Consider the following 14,929-nt stretch of genomic DNA (forward strand, 5'->3'; position numbering starts at 1 on the left):
GAGCGTCAGCACGATCAAGCCTTTATAAAAGCCACACAAACAAAAACGCCCCCGGCCTTTCGACCGGGGGCGTTTTCATTCAGCGAGGGCTAGGTATCAAGCCTTGGCTTTCTTGGCAGCGCGGGTACGCTCGCTTTCGTCCAGGATCTTCTTGCGAAGACGGATGGACTTCGGCGTCACTTCGCACAGCTCGTCTTCCTGGATGTATTCCAGAGCCTGTTCCAGGGTGAACTTGACCGGTGGAACCAGAGCAATGGTCTCGTCTTTACCCGAAGCACGCATGTTGTCGAGCTTCTTGCCCTTGGTAGGGTTGACGCCCAGGTCGTTGTCACGGCTGTTCTGACCAACGATCTGGCCGTTGTAGATTTCCTGACCATGTTCAACGAACAGCTTGCCACGCGCCTGCAGGGTTTCCAGGGAGTAGGTCAAAGCCTTGCCGGTTTCAACCGAAACCAGAACGCCGTTCTGACGGCCGGACATGTGGCCCGACTTCACGGTGTCGTAGCGATCGAAGATCGAGGTCAGGATGCCAGCACCGTTGGTCAGGGTCAGGAACTGGTTACGGAAACCGATCAGACCACGAGCAGGGATGTTGTATTCCAGACGCACACGGCCTTTGCCATCCGGCACCATGTTGCTCAGGTCGCCTTTACGCAGACCCATCTCTTCCATGACCTTGCCCTGCGATTCTTCAGGGATGTCGATGGTCACGTTTTCGTACGGTTCTTGCTTGACGCCGTCGACTTCACGAATGATCACTTCAGGACGGCCCAGGGCCAGCTCGAAGCCTTCGCGACGCATGGTTTCGATCAGTACCGAGAGGTGCAGCTCACCACGGCCGGATACTTTGAACTTGTCAGCCGAGTCGCCTTCTTCAACGCGCAGTGCAACGTTGTACAGCAGCTCTTTGTCCAGACGGTCCTTGATGTTACGGGACGTCACGAACTTGCCTTCTTTACCGCAGAATGGCGAGTCGTTGACCTGGAAGGTCATGGAAACGGTTGGCTCGTCAACGGTCAGCGGCTTCATCGCTTCAACGACGGTCGGGTCGCACAGGGTGTCGGAGATGAACAGCTCTTCGAAGCCGCTGATGCAGACGATGTCGCCGGCAGCTGCTTCTTCGACGTCGATGCGGTGCAGACCGTGGTGACCCATCAGCTTGAGGATACGACCGTTGCGACGCTTGCCGTCAGCGCTGATCGCCACAACCGGGGTGTTCGGCTTGACGCGACCGCGAGCGATACGGCCAACACCGATCACGCCCAGGAAGCTGTTGTAGTCCAGTGCCGAAATCTGCATCTGGAAAGGACCGTCACGGTCAACTTTCGGCGCAGGCACGTGATCGACGACCGCTTGGTACAGCGGGGTCATGTCTTCGGCCATTTCGTTGTGGTCCAGACCTGCGATGCCGTTGATGGCCGAGGCGTAGACGACCTGGAAGTCCAGTTGCTCTTCGGTAGCGCCCAGGTTGTCGAACAGGTCGAAGATCTGGTCCAGAACCCAGTCCGGACGCGCGCCTGGACGGTCAACCTTGTTGATGACCACGATTGGACGCAGGCCGGCTTCGAAAGCCTTCTTGGTCACGAAACGGGTCTGCGGCATAGGGCCGTCCTGAGCGTCGACCAGCAGCAGCACGGAGTCGACCATCGACATCACGCGCTCTACTTCACCACCGAAGTCGGCGTGGCCCGGGGTGTCCACGATGTTGATGTGGTAGCCGTTCCAGTTGATCGCGGTGTTCTTCGCGAGAATGGTAATACCACGCTCTTTTTCCTGGTCGTTGGAGTCCATCACGCGCTCGTCGTTGAGCTCGTTGCGCTCCAGAGTGCCGGATTGACGCAGGAGTTTGTCTACCAGGGTGGTTTTACCATGGTCAACGTGGGCGATGATGGCGATGTTGCGTAGATTTTCGATCACTTGTGTATCTCGATCAGAGGATTCGGTCTGCTGACGGTTTAACGCCGGCGATTAACAGTTACTAGTCGGCAAAAGCCGTTACGGCTTGGCGACTGGTGTCGGGGGGCCGGTGACGCAAGCCACAGGCAAACAGCCCCGGGCACTTAGCTCGGTCGATAAACGCGCACATTGGCATGCCCCTCACTGAGCAAATGGTGAGCATGCAGGCGACTCATGACGCCTTTGTCGCAATACAACAGGTACTGGCGCGTGTTATCCAGTTCCTTGAAACGGCTGTTCAGTGCATAGAACGGCAGCGTTTGTACTTCAATGCCCGGCACCTGCAGCGGCTGGTCTTCCTGGGCATCCGGGTGACGGATGTCGATGACGACCTGCCCGGCCAGCGCCTGGCTGACTTCTTCTATATCGACATTGCGGCTCAGATCGTCGATGACCCGATCGATCGAAACCAGCTTTGCGCGCTCGAGCGCCTGCTCGAGAATCGCCATGTCGAACTGTTTTTCTTCGTACTCAACGCGATTCCGCTTGGCGTTGGTCTTGGGGTTGACCGAGATCACCCCGCAATACTCAGGCATGTGCCGGGCAAAGTCGGCAGTGCCGATTTCAGTCGCCAGGTCCACGATGTCCTGCTTGTGGCTGGCAACCAGTGGCCGCAACACCAGCTTGTCGGTCGCCGAATCGATCAGCGACAGGTTGGGCAGCGTCTGGCTGGACACCTGTGAGATCGCCTCGCCGGTAACCAGCACATCGATCTCCAGACGATCCGCCACGGATGAAGCAGCGCGTAACATCATACGCTTCAAAACTACACCCATATGACTGTTATCGACTTTCTGCAGAATTTCTCCGAGAACTTCCTCGAAAGGCACGCTCACAAACAGCACGCGCTGGGAACTGCCGTACTTCTTCCAGATGAAATGAGCGACTTCCATCACGCCCAGTTCGTGGGCGCGACCGCCCAGATTGAAGAAGCAGAAGTGCGCCATAAGCCCGCGGCGCATGATCTGGTAGGCCGCAACGGTGGAATCGAAACCGCCGGACATCAATACCAGGGTCTGCTCCAGCGCGCCGAGCGGATAGCCGCCCAGGCCTTTATGCTGGTCATGCACGACAAACAACCGTTGGTCGCGAATTTCCATTCTGACCACCAGATCCGGCTTTTTCAGCTCGATTCCGGCCGCACCGCACTGCCGGCGCAACTGACTGCCGACGTATTTCTCGACATCCATGGAGCTGAAATCGTGTCGCCCGGCACGCTTGCAGCGCACCGCAAACATCTTGCCCGGCAGCAGGTCGGCGTAGTGCGCCTTGCACTTGGCAACGATGTCATCCATGTCGCCCAGCGGGTACTCGGCCACCTGCAGAAAGTTGGCGATGCCCGGCATGCAGCTCAGGCGATCGGTGATGGCCTGCAGCACTTTGGGGTCGGTCAGCCGGGTCTCCACCTCAAGATTGTCCCATACGCCACCCACCACAATGTCCGCGTCCAGTTCCCGGAGCACGGTACGAATGTTCTTGCCCAACTGCCGGATGAACTGCTTGCGCACCGGCGGGCTTTTAATGGTGATTTCTGGGAAAACTTTAACGATTAGTTTCATGGAAACGGTGCGTGAGGTGCCGACCAAAAAAGGGGGGCGCGGATTATAGCGGAAATTGCTCAAGGTTTAACCAGTTATCGTACAGCCAATCGTCAACGCACCAAAAAGAGTCGGCGCACTATTTGTGAGCGCCATAAAGGTGCGCATTTTCCTCGATAATCCTTTTTTCACGCCCTGAAAGCCTCTGTTTGAGGCAAAAAACCCAACACAGGGCACTGGCATGCAAATTGCTCCCTTGTGAGGCAGGTTGCCATGGCAGAGTATTCGCGCCGGCATCACCCAAATTTAAGGGGCCCAAAACCATAAGGCGGTCCCTAGCCACCCGGAGGACACCATGTCGAAGTCGGTTCAACTCATCAAAGATCATGACGTTAAGTGGATTGATCTGCGCTTCACAGACACCAAGGGCAAGCAGCAGCACGTCACGATGCCTGCGCGCGATGCGCTGGAAGATGACTTCTTTGAAGTCGGCAAAATGTTCGACGGTTCCTCCATTGCTGGCTGGAAAGGCATCGAAGCCTCCGACATGATCCTGCTGCCGGACGACGAAACCGCTGTTCTGGACCCGTTCACCGAAGAGCCGACCATCATCCTGGTCTGCGACATCATCGAACCTTCGACCATGCAGGGCTACGATCGCGACCCGCGCGCCATCGCTCACCGTGCAGAGGAATACCTGAAGTCCACCGGTATCGGTGACACCGTATTCGTAGGTCCTGAGCCAGAGTTCTTCGTCTTCGACGAAGTGAAATTCAAGTCCGACATCTCCGGCTCCATGTTCAAGATCTTCTCTGAACAGGCTTCCTGGATGACCGACGGCGACATCGACGGCGGCAACAAAGGCCACCGTCCTGGCGTCAAAGGTGGTTACTTCCCGGTTCCACCGGTCGATCACGACCACGAAATCCGTACCGCAATGTGCAACGCCCTGGAAGAAATGGGCCAGATCGTGGAAGTTCACCACCACGAAGTTGCCACCGCTGGCCAGAACGAAATCGGCGTGAAGTTCAACACGCTGGTCAAGAAGGCTGACGAAGTTCAGACCCTGAAATACTGCGTACACAACGTTGCCGATGCCTATGGCCGTACCGCTACTTTCATGCCGAAGCCTCTGTATGGCGACAACGGTTCGGGTATGCACGTACACATGTCCATCGCCAAAGATGGCAAGAACACCTTCGCAGGCGAAGGCTATGCCGGTCTGTCCGACACTGCCCTGTTCTTCATCGGCGGTATCATCAAGCACGGTAAGGCACTGAACGGCTTCACCAACCCGTCGACCAACTCCTACAAGCGTCTGGTCCCAGGTTTCGAAGCACCGGTCATGCTGGCCTACTCGGCACGTAACCGCTCCGCTTCGATCCGTATTCCTTACGTCTCCAGCCCACGTGGCCGTCGTATCGAAGCACGTTTCCCGGACCCGGCAGCCAACCCGTACCTGGCATTCGCTGCACTGTTGATGGCTGGCCTGGACGGCATCCAGAACAAGATCCACCCTGGCGACGCAGCTGACAAGAACCTGTATGACCTGCCGCCTGAAGAGGCCAAAGAGATCCCACAAGTTTGCGGCAGCCTGAAAGAAGCCCTGGAAGAGCTGGACAAGGGCCGTGCGTTCCTGACCAAGGGCGGCGTATTCAGCGACGACTTCATCGATGCTTACATCGAGCTGAAAAGCGAAGAAGAAATCAAGGTACGCACCTTCGTACACCCACTGGAATACGAGCTGTACTACAGCTGCTGATCCAGTCGCGCCCGCGTTGATGACCTGACGTTGATGGCGTAACACGAAAGACCTCCTTCGGGAGGTCTTTTCGTTTGCGGCTACCAGAAACTTTCAGGGGCGTGCGGTAAGAGTCTACCGACTGCAAAAAAATCCGGATGGCACTCTTGGAGGCTGAAAATCCCAGCCCCGAGGTTATTCCGATATGCGTATCAAGCTCTTCGTCGCAGCCACTTGCCTGCTGCTGACCGGCCACGCCATGGCCGACCATAAACCGCAAACCGTCGAGTCCCGAGTACTGCTCAAGAGCACCGCCTCCTGGGACGGCACCCCCTATGCGGCCTATCCTCAAGGCCAGCCCGAACTGACCATTCTGAAAATCAACATACCTGCCAGAACCAGCCTGAACTGGCACACCCACCCCATTCCCAACGCCGCGTATGTGGTCTCCGGGGAGCTTACGGTGGAGGCCCGGGACAGCGGCAAACAGATCTTCCTGAAAAAAGGCGACACGCTGGCAGAGATGGTCGGCATACCGCACCGCGGCAAGACCGGTAAAAAGCCAGTCGAACTGATCGTGTTCTACGCTGGAACGCCGCAGGTCCCGCTGTCGCAACAACCCTGAAGGCAAAGTGATGGCTGGCGGTGCATGAACTTTTGTTCACTCTCCAGCGCTGGTCGTGATCAGGAACATGTCGTTTACTTGACGTCCCCCTTCAAGACGGACGTCACCATGCGCATGCTCCTGGCCACTTCATTGCTGACTCTGACCTGCATGTCCTCCGGGCTGACTTTCGCGTCCGAGCAGAAAGCTTCCGCTCTGGAGCCGCTGCTGCACGCCATCAGTGAGCGCCTGACTCTTGCCGATCAGGTTGCCTTGAGCAAGTGGGACAGTGGCAAGGCGGTCGAAGATCCGCCTCGCGAGCAGCAGGTCATCAGTGCCGCCCAGGCCCGTGCGGTCGAGTTCAAGCTGAACCCGGATGACGTGGAGCGGCTGTTCCGCGCCCAGATAGAAGCCAACAAGTCGGTGCAGAACGCGCTGCTTGCCCAGTGGCATGCTGCCGGGCGAGCACCCGATACAGCCCGCCAGAGCCTGGTCAACGATATCCGCCCGAAACTGGACCGGTTGCAGACAGAACTGTTGCAGGCTTACGCCGGCTTCCAGCCAGTGCGTGCGTCGGGCAACTGCCAGTTGCTGCTGGATGCCAGGCTCAAGCGCTATCAGGTTGACCCGATTCACGATCAGGCCCTGGTGCTGGCTACCGCAGACCTGTGCACCACGAAACTGTAAGCCCGCCTGCACGATACAGGGTGAAGTGTTCTATGCTGGTGACCTTTGCCCTTTGCTGTCGAGAGCCTCATGCGTCAAAGCCTCATTTGCCTGTTCCTATTGATCAGCCTGCCTGCAATGGCGCAGATCTATAAGTACACCGATGCGAATGGCAACACGGCGTTCAGCAATCAGCCACCCAACGGCATCAAGACCGAGGTCGTGGAGTTGCCGCCACTCAATAGCGTCGAGACACAGGCCCCCGCCAGGCCGGTCATGAACACCGCGCCGCAACCGGCCAGTGCCCAGGCACAACCTCAGGATGCCTATACCACGCTGGAGCTGACCGACCTGCCCACCGATGAGGCCTTACGCGCCAACAGCGGCTCTTTCATCATCGGCGTGAAAATCCAGCCTCGCCTGCAACAGAACCATCGCCTGCAACTGCTGCTGGATGGCAACCTGTATGGACAGGCCACCAACCTGCCCCGGTTTCAGGTGATGAACATTGATCGTGGCGAACACAGCTTCGCAGTGGTGGTGAAGGATGGCGAACGCATCATCCAGCAAAGCCAGACCATTACCCTGACCGTGCAACGCGTCCACCTCGGCAAACCATGAAGATGCGCAGCCTGCTGCTGATGATGCTGTCCGTGCTGCTTGCACTGCCAGCGCTGGCAGACGTCTACACCTACATCGACGCCAACGGTAATCGGGTGTTCACCGATCAGCCGCACAAGAACGCCAAACGTGTCGACATACCGCCCAGCAATAACATGACCGGCACCCCGCCAACCCGAACGCTGAAAGCCAGGCCTGCTGAAAGTAAACCGCCTGCGATCTTTCAGTATCAGTTATTGCGGGTGCTGGTGCCCGAGCCCGACGCCACGATCAGCAGCCCCAGTGGCGACCTGATCGTGACCGTTACCAGCGACCCGGTCCTGCAACCCGGTCACAGCTATCGCCTGCTCCTGGACGGTCTGCCTGTGGGCCAGCCCGGACGCAGCCCGGTCTTCCCGCTGAGCAACATCGACCGAGGCACCCATCAGCTGTCTGTCGAGATTTTCGACACGATGGGGCGAGTTCTGGAAAAGACACCCAACCAGCCTTTTCACCTGCAACGCGTCACGCTGGCCCAGAAGCGCGCCACCAACCCGTGCAAGCCTGAAGAGTACGGCGTTCGCCTGGAATGCCCGCTCAAGGACAAGCCCAAGCCGGAAAGCAGCATTCTGCCGTTCTTCTGAAACCGTCCTCGCCACTGACCATCACTCACTGTGGAAGGCGGCTTGCCGGCGATCTGCCGGGAACCGGCAGCAAGATCTGCGCATGCGGTCTATCAGATGCAACCAAAGGTGGCTGCGCAGCCCATCACTGCCGTCGTAACCTCCGAAAGCTCCCACGCCCTGCGGGCAGACGCAGATCCGGCACTATTTCAGCAGTCAGATGTTTGAGAAGGGATGGCTTATGCCAAAGCACCTTTTTGGTGCGCATATCTTGCATCCGCGCAACAATACAGCCCACTTTGGTTCAGAAATGCCCCTGAGGCAGCGCCGTATGCGGGCACGATTTCGGAAAAAGCAGCTGTTTTGCAGAGAAAGCGCTTCTTTTCGGAGCCTTGGTTTGGTTTTTGCAACTTCTCAGGCATAGCACCCCGTCACGCACCGTAATGGTGGCTTTGCTTACGCCGACAAGCACCTGCATAGCGCGATTGCCATGTGCCAAAAGAGGTCAACACGATTCATGACTATCAGCGACGCGCTGCACAGACTGTTACTGGACAACCTGACCACTGCAACCATTCTGCTCAACGCCGACCTGCGCCTTGAGTACATGAACCCGGCAGCCGAGATGCTGCTCGCCATCAGCGGGCAGCGCAGCCATGGGCAATTCATCAGCGAACTGTTTACCGAGTCGGCCGAAGCACTGAGTTCACTTCGCCAGGCTGTCGAACAGGCGCACCCGTTTACCAAGCGTGAAGCAATGCTCACCGCGCTGACCGGCCAGACCCTGACCGTCGACTACGCCGTGACGCCGATCCTCAGTAAAGGCGAAACCCTGCTGCTGCTTGAGGTCCACCCTCGCGATCGCCTGTTGCGCATCACCAAGGAAGAGGCTCAGTTGTCCAAGCAGGAAACCACCAAGATGCTGGTGCGTGGCCTGGCCCATGAAATAAAGAATCCGCTGGGTGGGATTCGTGGCGCTGCACAGTTGCTGGCGCGCGAACTGCCCGAAGAAAGCCTCAAGGACTACACCAACGTCATCATTGAGGAAGCCGACCGGCTGCGTAACCTCGTTGACCGCATGCTGGGTTCCAACAAACTGCCTTCGCTGGCCATGACCAACGTGCATGAAGTGCTCGAGCGGGTGTGCAGCTTGGTCGAAGCCGAGAGCCAGGGCTGCATCACACTGGTGCGCGACTATGACCCGAGCATTCCGGATGTGTTGATCGACCGCGAGCAGATGATTCAGGCCGTGCTCAATATCGTGCGCAACGCCATGCAGGCCATCAGCGGCCAGAACGAATTACGCCTGGGCCGCATCACCATGCGCACCCGCGCCATGCGTCAGTTCACCATCGGCCACGTGCGCCACAGGCTGGTAAGCAAGATCGAAATCATCGACAACGGTCCGGGCATTCCGGCCGAGCTTCAGGAAACCATTTTCTACCCCATGGTCAGTGGCCGCCCGGATGGCACAGGGCTTGGTCTGGCCATTACCCAGAACATCATCAGCCAGCACCAGGGCCTGATCGAGTGTGACAGCCATCCCGGCCACACCACATTTTCGATCTTCCTGCCGCTGGAACAAGGAGCAGCTTCGACATGAGCCGTAGTGAAACTGTCTGGATCGTAGACGACGATCGTTCCATTCGCTGGGTACTGGAAAAGGCATTGCAACAGGAAGGCATGACCACGCAAAGCTTCGACAGCGCCGATGGGGTGATGAGTCGCCTGGCCCGTCAGCAACCGGACGTGATCATTTCCGACATCCGCATGCCGGGTGCCAGCGGCCTGGACCTGCTCGCGCGCATTCGCGAACAGCACCCGCGCCTGCCGGTCATCATCATGACCGCTCATTCGGACCTGGACAGCGCCGTGGCGTCGTATCAGGGCGGCGCGTTCGAATACCTGCCCAAACCGTTCGACGTCGATGAGGCGGTCTCGCTGGTCAAGCGCGCCAACCAGCACGCTCAGGAACAGCAAGGCCTGGATGTCGCGCCAACCCTGACCCGCACACCTGAAATCATCGGCGAAGCACCCGCGATGCAGGAAGTGTTTCGCGCCATCGGGCGTTTGAGCCACTCCAACATCACCGTGTTGATCAATGGTGAATCAGGCACCGGTAAAGAGCTGGTCGCCCACGCCCTGCATCGCCACAGCCCGCGTTCGGCCTCGCCGTTTATTGCGCTGAACATGGCGGCGATCCCCAAGGACTTGATGGAGTCCGAACTGTTCGGTCACGAGAAAGGCGCGTTTACCGGCGCAGCCAACCTGCGTCGCGGTCGTTTCGAACAGGCTGACGGGGGCACGCTGTTTCTTGATGAAATCGGCGACATGCCTGCCGATACCCAGACCCGTCTGCTGCGTGTCTTGGCAGACGGCGAGTTCTATCGGGTCGGCGGTCACACGCCGGTCAAGGTCGATGTGCGCATCATCGCCGCGACCCACCAGAATCTGGAAACCCTCGTGCAGGCCGGCAAGTTCCGTGAGGACTTGTTCCACCGCCTGAACGTGATCCGCATTCACATCCCGCGCATGTCGGACCGTCGCGAAGACATCCCGACCCTGGCCCGCCACTTCCTGAGCCGTGCGGCGCAAGAGCTGGCGGTCGAGCCGAAACTGCTCAAGGCCGAGACCGAGGAATACCTCAAGCACCTGCCCTGGCCGGGCAACGTGCGTCAGCTGGAAAACACCTGCCGCTGGATCACGGTCATGGCCTCGGGTCGTGAAGTGCACATCAGCGACCTGCCGCCTGAACTGCTCAGCCTGCCGCAGGACGCCGCGCCGGTTACCAACTGGGAACAGGCACTGCGTCAGTGGGCAGATCAGGCCCTGTCGCGCGGTCAGTCCAGCCTGCTGGACAGCGCTGTGCCGACGTTCGAACGCATCATGATCGAAACCGCCCTCAAGCACACCGCCGGCCGCCGCCGCGACGCCGCCGTGCTGCTGGGCTGGGGCCGCAACACCTTGACCCGCAAGATCAAGGAACTGGGCATGAAGGTCGATGGCGGGGACGACGACGAGGGTGAGGAAGGCTGACCGTTTTGATATGACCGGACTCTGTCACTTCTGACAGTATACGAACCCGGACCATGCTGTTTAGCTCCTGACATGCCTCGCTATCAAGGCATGAAAGGAGCTGAATGCAATGGACAGTCTTAACCCCCTGACACCCACGTTTACACCCGAAGAACACCTCAACAACGTCCGCCTGCTGGCAGACCTGCCAAAGGGCTCATCCATCCCGCCGCGCGAGCGGATCATCGATTACGAAGTGGTTGAACTCGCCGCATTGTTCAGAGAAGGCAACCCGCAGCGCCTCACCGCTGAGCAGGTTCTGCTGTCCTACCTTGAGCGCATCGACCGCCTCAACGGCCCGACAGAAGTCTATGGAGACAATGGGTTCTACAACGCTTTTGTCCGACTCGAAGCAAGGCCCATGCTCGTGCAACAGGCCAGGCTCGCGGATCTCTGGCTGATGAATCCCGATGACGACAGAGGACCGGCACCGCCCCTGTGCGGCATTCCCATCGGCATAAAAGACTCCATCGCCATCCAGGGTCTGGAAAGCAAGAATGGCACGCACGCGTTCACCACAAACCTGGCGGCCAGGGACGCAACCTGCACGCAGCGTCTTCGCAAACAGGGCGCAATCATCCTTGGCCACACCATCTGCTCTGAGCTGTCTACCCATACCGTCGGCCAGTTCGCCGGTAACGCCTGGGACCCAGAGCGGGTGCCCGGAGGCTCAAGCCAAGGCTCTGGCGTCGCACCGATGGCCCGACTCTGCGCAGCAGCCCTGGGCGAAGAAACGGCCGGTTCGATCATTATTCCCGCAGCCGCAAACGGTGCAAGCGCGATTAAACCTTCATTGGGTCTTGTTTCCGGCGCAGGGGTGATGCCGTTGCGCACGGGTTGGGACGTGGTGGGGCCGATGGCCCGTTCGATGCGCGATGCGTCGCTGCTGCTGTCGATACTGGCCGGGACGGATGCGCAGAACGATCCGCAGAGCCTCAGCGCGCCCTCGCTAGGTCGCTACCTGCCCGTGAGCCCTTCTGTCGAACCATTACCGCTTAAAGGGCTGAAACTCGGCATCCCGCAGACCGACTGGATGACCGCACCCGGTGTGCCTCCTGCTCAAAGCTACGACGAGGATTACCGCACAGCCTTCGTGCACTTCAAGGCCCAACTCACGGCGCTGGGCGCGGAGGTGATCGACTTTCCATGGCTTGATGCGCAAAAAGTGGAAAACGTGCCCTACACCTCGCCTTACCCGTTTCACGATGTGCACGACGCAGACGGCACCTTGCTGATGAGCCTTAACGCACCGGCGGCCACGAGCTACGCCAACCAACTGGAGACGCGACACTGGTCAGCCGTCCGTGATTTCGCCGCAACCCTGGAGAATCAGGAACACCGGGACTATCTGCTTCAAAAAAACGGTGAGTTTTTCGATCAGGTGGCCACATGGATTCCCACTGGCATCAGGCTTGAAGCCGAGTATCGGCGGCGTCAACAACAGGCACTTTTTGAAAAGGCTCTGGATGACGACCAAATCGACTTCATGGTGGTACTGCCGCTGGGTGCCCACATCGGGAAACGCTCGGGCGCGGTAGCCGAGACGCTGCCCGTGCAGCGCATGCATTACGATCTACCCAACGCATTGGCCTGGCCGATGCTGACGCTGCCTGTCGGTCATGGAACGACAGGCGTGACCCAGACGCTGCCCATCAACGCAGCGTTCTGGGGCAGGCGCTTTAGTGAGCCGTTGCTGGTGCAAGCCGCCATCGATTTCCAGACGCACTATCCCCAGTACCACACCATGGCACCGCCGGACCCGGTCTTCACCCCGCGTCCGCGGATGCATTTGTGGGCCTTCGACGACATTCCGTCTCGATATTCCGCCGACCCGCTTGTCATACTTGAAGGCCGGAGAATACCGTCATGACCCAGACGCCTTTTCTGGCTGTTCAGTGGAGGACACTGAACAGCCCTGCGTTGCTGAATCGCCAGGCGAGCACACCGCCAGAGCCGTTCTTCGCGGTCAAATGGCAACCTGCGTTGAGCCTGGCGTACTACCCGGCGCTCGCCTCGCTTACTCAGCCAGCGAAGGTTTCTCCCACAGGTTGATCCCGCCTTCTACCGCGAAGCTGTCGATCTCGGTCAGTTCTTCCTGAGTGAACGCAAGGTTCTTCAGTGCACCAACGTTCTCGATGATCTGTTCGGGACGGCTGGCACCAATCAGCGCTGACGTCACGCGTGGATCGCGCAGTGTCCAGGCCAGGGCCATTTGCGCCAGGCTCTGGCCGCGACGCTGGGCAATTTCATTCAACGCACGCACATGCGCGATGTTCTGCTCGGACAGGTGCGACGCCTGCAACGAACCGCCGCCCGGACGATTGACCCGTGCATCCTTGGGCACGCCATTGAGGTACTTGTCCGACAGCAACCCTTGCGCCAGCGCCGTAAAGGCAATCACCCCTGCGCCCAGTTCTTCCGTCGCATCGAGCAGGTCTTTCTCAACCCAGCGATTGAGCAGGTTGTAGGCCGGCTGGTGAATCAGCAACGGCACTTTCCACTCTTTGAGCAGCGCGGCAATTTCCCGGGTCTTGGCACCGGAATAGGACGAAATGCCGATGTACAGCGCCTTGCCCTGCTGCACAGCAGTGGCCAGTGCGCTGGCGGTTTCTTCCAGCGGCGTGTCGGGGTCGAAGCGGTGCGAATAGAAAATATCGACGTAATCCAGCCCCATACGCTGCAGGCTTTGGTCGAGGCTGGCCAGCACGTATTTGCGCGAACCGCCGCCCTGCCCGTAAGGCCCCGGCCACATGTCCCAGCCCGCCTTGCTGGAGATGATCAGTTCGTCGCGGTACGGCTTGAAGTCTTCGCGCAGCAGACGGCCGAAGTTGATCTCGGCGCTGCCGTAGGGCGGGCCATAGTTGTTGGCCAGGTCGAAATGATTGATTCCCAGATCGAACGCCGTGCGCAGCATGGCGCGCTGGGTGTCGATAGGCGTGCTGTCACCGAAGTTGTGCCACAGGCCCAGCGACAGCGCAGGCAGAACCAGCCCGCTGCGACCGGTACGGCGATAAGGCATGTCGTTGTAGCGATGTTCGGCAGCGATATACGTCATTGAATCCTCTCTTGTCAGGGCGACACTCAAGGCCTGTTCCACACGGCCTGCTGGATATCGACCCGCTTGGGCACCAGGTGGTTGTCGTAAAACAGATCAGCGGTCGCCTGCTGCGCACGCACGATTTCCGGCGTGATGGGCAGGCTCGGCGATGTCGGACGGTGATCAAGATACTGAGTGATCACCGCTTCGGACAAGCCCATGCTGCGCGCCAGAATCTGGATGCTCTCGGCGCGCTGCGAGCGAGTGAGGGCGTCGGCGGTAGTCAGTTGGTCGAGTACGCTCTGCACGAAAGCGCCGTTGCGGTCAGCAAAATCGCGGCGCGCGGTATAGAACGGGCCGGACAATCCCAGCCCCTCGCCATTGGCCAACAGGCGGCTGTGGCCCTCGTTGAGAGCGATGGAGTAGTACGGGTCCCAGATGGCCCAGGCGTCGACACTGCCGTTTTCGAATGCTGCGCGGGCGTCGGCGGGCGTCAGGTAGATCGGCTGAATGTCCTTGAAGGTCAGCCCTGCCTTGTTCAGCGCCCGCAGCACCACGTTGTGGGCGCTGGAGCCTTTCTGGAATGCGACCTTGCGCCCTTTCAAATCAGCCACGCTGCGCAGCGGACTTTCGTTGCGCACCAGAATGGTTTCGGCTCGCGGTTTGGGAGGTTCGGCGCCGATGTACACCAGATCCGCACCCGCCACCTGGGCGAAGATCGGCGGAATATCACCGGTCGAGGCGATGTCCAGGCTGCCGATGTTCAACGCCTCCAGCATCTGCGGCCCGGCCGGAAACTCGATCCACTTGATGTGCGTGTGCGCAAAACGCTTCTCCAGCAGACCGTGTTCCTTGGCGAGGACCAGCGTAATCGAGCCTTTCTGATAGCCGATACGCAGGGTGTCGGGCTCGCTGGCCGAGGCCGAGGCTGAGTTGATCAAGCCGCTGAGCGCGAGAATGGCGGCGATGAGTGCGAATGGTTTCATGAGTTTTTCCCTTTAAACATGAGCCTTCCCAAATGCAGCGGGGGAAGGATCAAAAAATAATGGCCGAATACATGACTGTGGGAGGCGGCTTGCCGACGATGGC

Annotated in this window: 13 protein-coding genes; 9 read left to right on the forward strand and 4 right to left on the reverse strand. The window is 59.2% G+C overall.

Annotated features, from left to right (window positions below; all coding sequences use genetic code 11):
- Positions 1-96: 96 nt before the first annotated feature.
- Positions 97-1,917 carry a translational GTPase TypA gene (gene typA, locus BUB69_RS13560; protein ID WP_024685742.1) on the reverse strand — a complete coding sequence of 607 codons (1,821 nt, stop codon included), beginning with the start codon at positions 1,915-1,917 and terminating at the stop codon, positions 97-99.
- Between the two features lie 143 nt (positions 1,918-2,060).
- Positions 2,061-3,515: a tRNA uracil 4-sulfurtransferase ThiI gene (gene thiI, locus BUB69_RS13565; RefSeq protein ID WP_073167671.1), complete on the reverse strand. Its 1,455-nt coding sequence runs from the start codon at positions 3,513-3,515 to the stop codon at positions 2,061-2,063.
- Positions 3,516-3,849: 334 nt separating this feature from the next.
- Between thiI and glnA the strand changes: the two genes are divergently transcribed.
- The 9 genes from glnA (at position 3,850) to BUB69_RS28545 (ending at position 12,855) form a co-directional block, all read left to right on the forward strand.
- Entirely contained in the window at positions 3,850-5,256 is a 1,407-nt protein-coding gene (gene glnA / locus BUB69_RS13575) for a glutamate--ammonia ligase (protein WP_043305124.1), read from the forward strand.
- 184 nt (positions 5,257-5,440) lie between these two features.
- The gene (locus BUB69_RS13580; protein WP_073167470.1) at positions 5,441-5,860 is read left to right on the forward strand and encodes a cupin domain-containing protein; all 420 of its coding nucleotides are present in this window, start codon (positions 5,441-5,443) and stop codon (positions 5,858-5,860) included.
- A gap of 108 nt (positions 5,861-5,968) precedes the next feature.
- Positions 5,969-6,526, forward strand: a complete 558-nt coding sequence (locus BUB69_RS13585) for a chorismate mutase (protein WP_073167675.1) — start codon at positions 5,969-5,971, stop codon at positions 6,524-6,526.
- A gap of 69 nt (positions 6,527-6,595) precedes the next feature.
- Positions 6,596-7,126 (forward strand): DUF4124 domain-containing protein, encoded by a 531-nt coding sequence (locus BUB69_RS13590; protein WP_073167474.1) that lies wholly within the window; start codon positions 6,596-6,598, stop codon positions 7,124-7,126.
- A 2-nt stretch (positions 7,127-7,128) separates the two neighbouring features.
- A complete protein-coding gene (locus BUB69_RS13595; protein ID WP_084537096.1) occupies positions 7,129-7,749 on the forward strand; it encodes a DUF4124 domain-containing protein in 621 nt (206 codons plus the stop codon).
- Between the two features lie 496 nt (positions 7,750-8,245).
- Entirely contained in the window at positions 8,246-9,331 is a 1,086-nt protein-coding gene (glnL, locus tag BUB69_RS13605; protein WP_024686098.1) for a nitrogen regulation protein NR(II), read from the forward strand.
- Positions 9,328-10,764, forward strand: a complete 1,437-nt coding sequence (gene ntrC / locus BUB69_RS13610) for a nitrogen regulation protein NR(I) (protein ID WP_024686097.1) — start codon at positions 9,328-9,330, stop codon at positions 10,762-10,764. The genes glnL and ntrC overlap by 4 nt, the downstream gene beginning before the upstream one ends.
- Before the next feature lie 109 nt (positions 10,765-10,873).
- A complete protein-coding gene (locus tag BUB69_RS13615) occupies positions 10,874-12,673 on the forward strand; it encodes an amidase (RefSeq protein WP_073167481.1) in 1,800 nt (599 codons plus the stop codon).
- A complete protein-coding gene (locus BUB69_RS28545) occupies positions 12,670-12,855 on the forward strand; it encodes a hypothetical protein (protein WP_141121858.1) in 186 nt (61 codons plus the stop codon). The genes BUB69_RS13615 and BUB69_RS28545 overlap by 4 nt, the downstream gene beginning before the upstream one ends.
- Here the strand turns inward: BUB69_RS28545 and mgrA are convergent.
- Positions 12,821-13,858, reverse strand: a complete 1,038-nt coding sequence (gene mgrA / locus BUB69_RS13620) for an L-glyceraldehyde 3-phosphate reductase (RefSeq protein ID WP_073167484.1) — start codon at positions 13,856-13,858, stop codon at positions 12,821-12,823. The two genes, BUB69_RS28545 and mgrA, sit on opposite strands and share 35 nt — an antisense overlap.
- 26 nt (positions 13,859-13,884) lie before the next feature.
- Positions 13,885-14,826, reverse strand: coding sequence for a sulfonate ABC transporter substrate-binding protein (locus BUB69_RS13625; protein ID WP_073167490.1), 942 nt, complete (start codon positions 14,824-14,826; stop codon positions 13,885-13,887).
- Positions 14,827-14,929 lie beyond the last annotated feature (103 nt).

It is taken from the genome of Pseudomonas asturiensis, assembly GCF_900143095.1.
Lineage (GTDB): Bacteria > Pseudomonadota > Gammaproteobacteria > Pseudomonadales > Pseudomonadaceae > Aquipseudomonas > Aquipseudomonas asturiensis.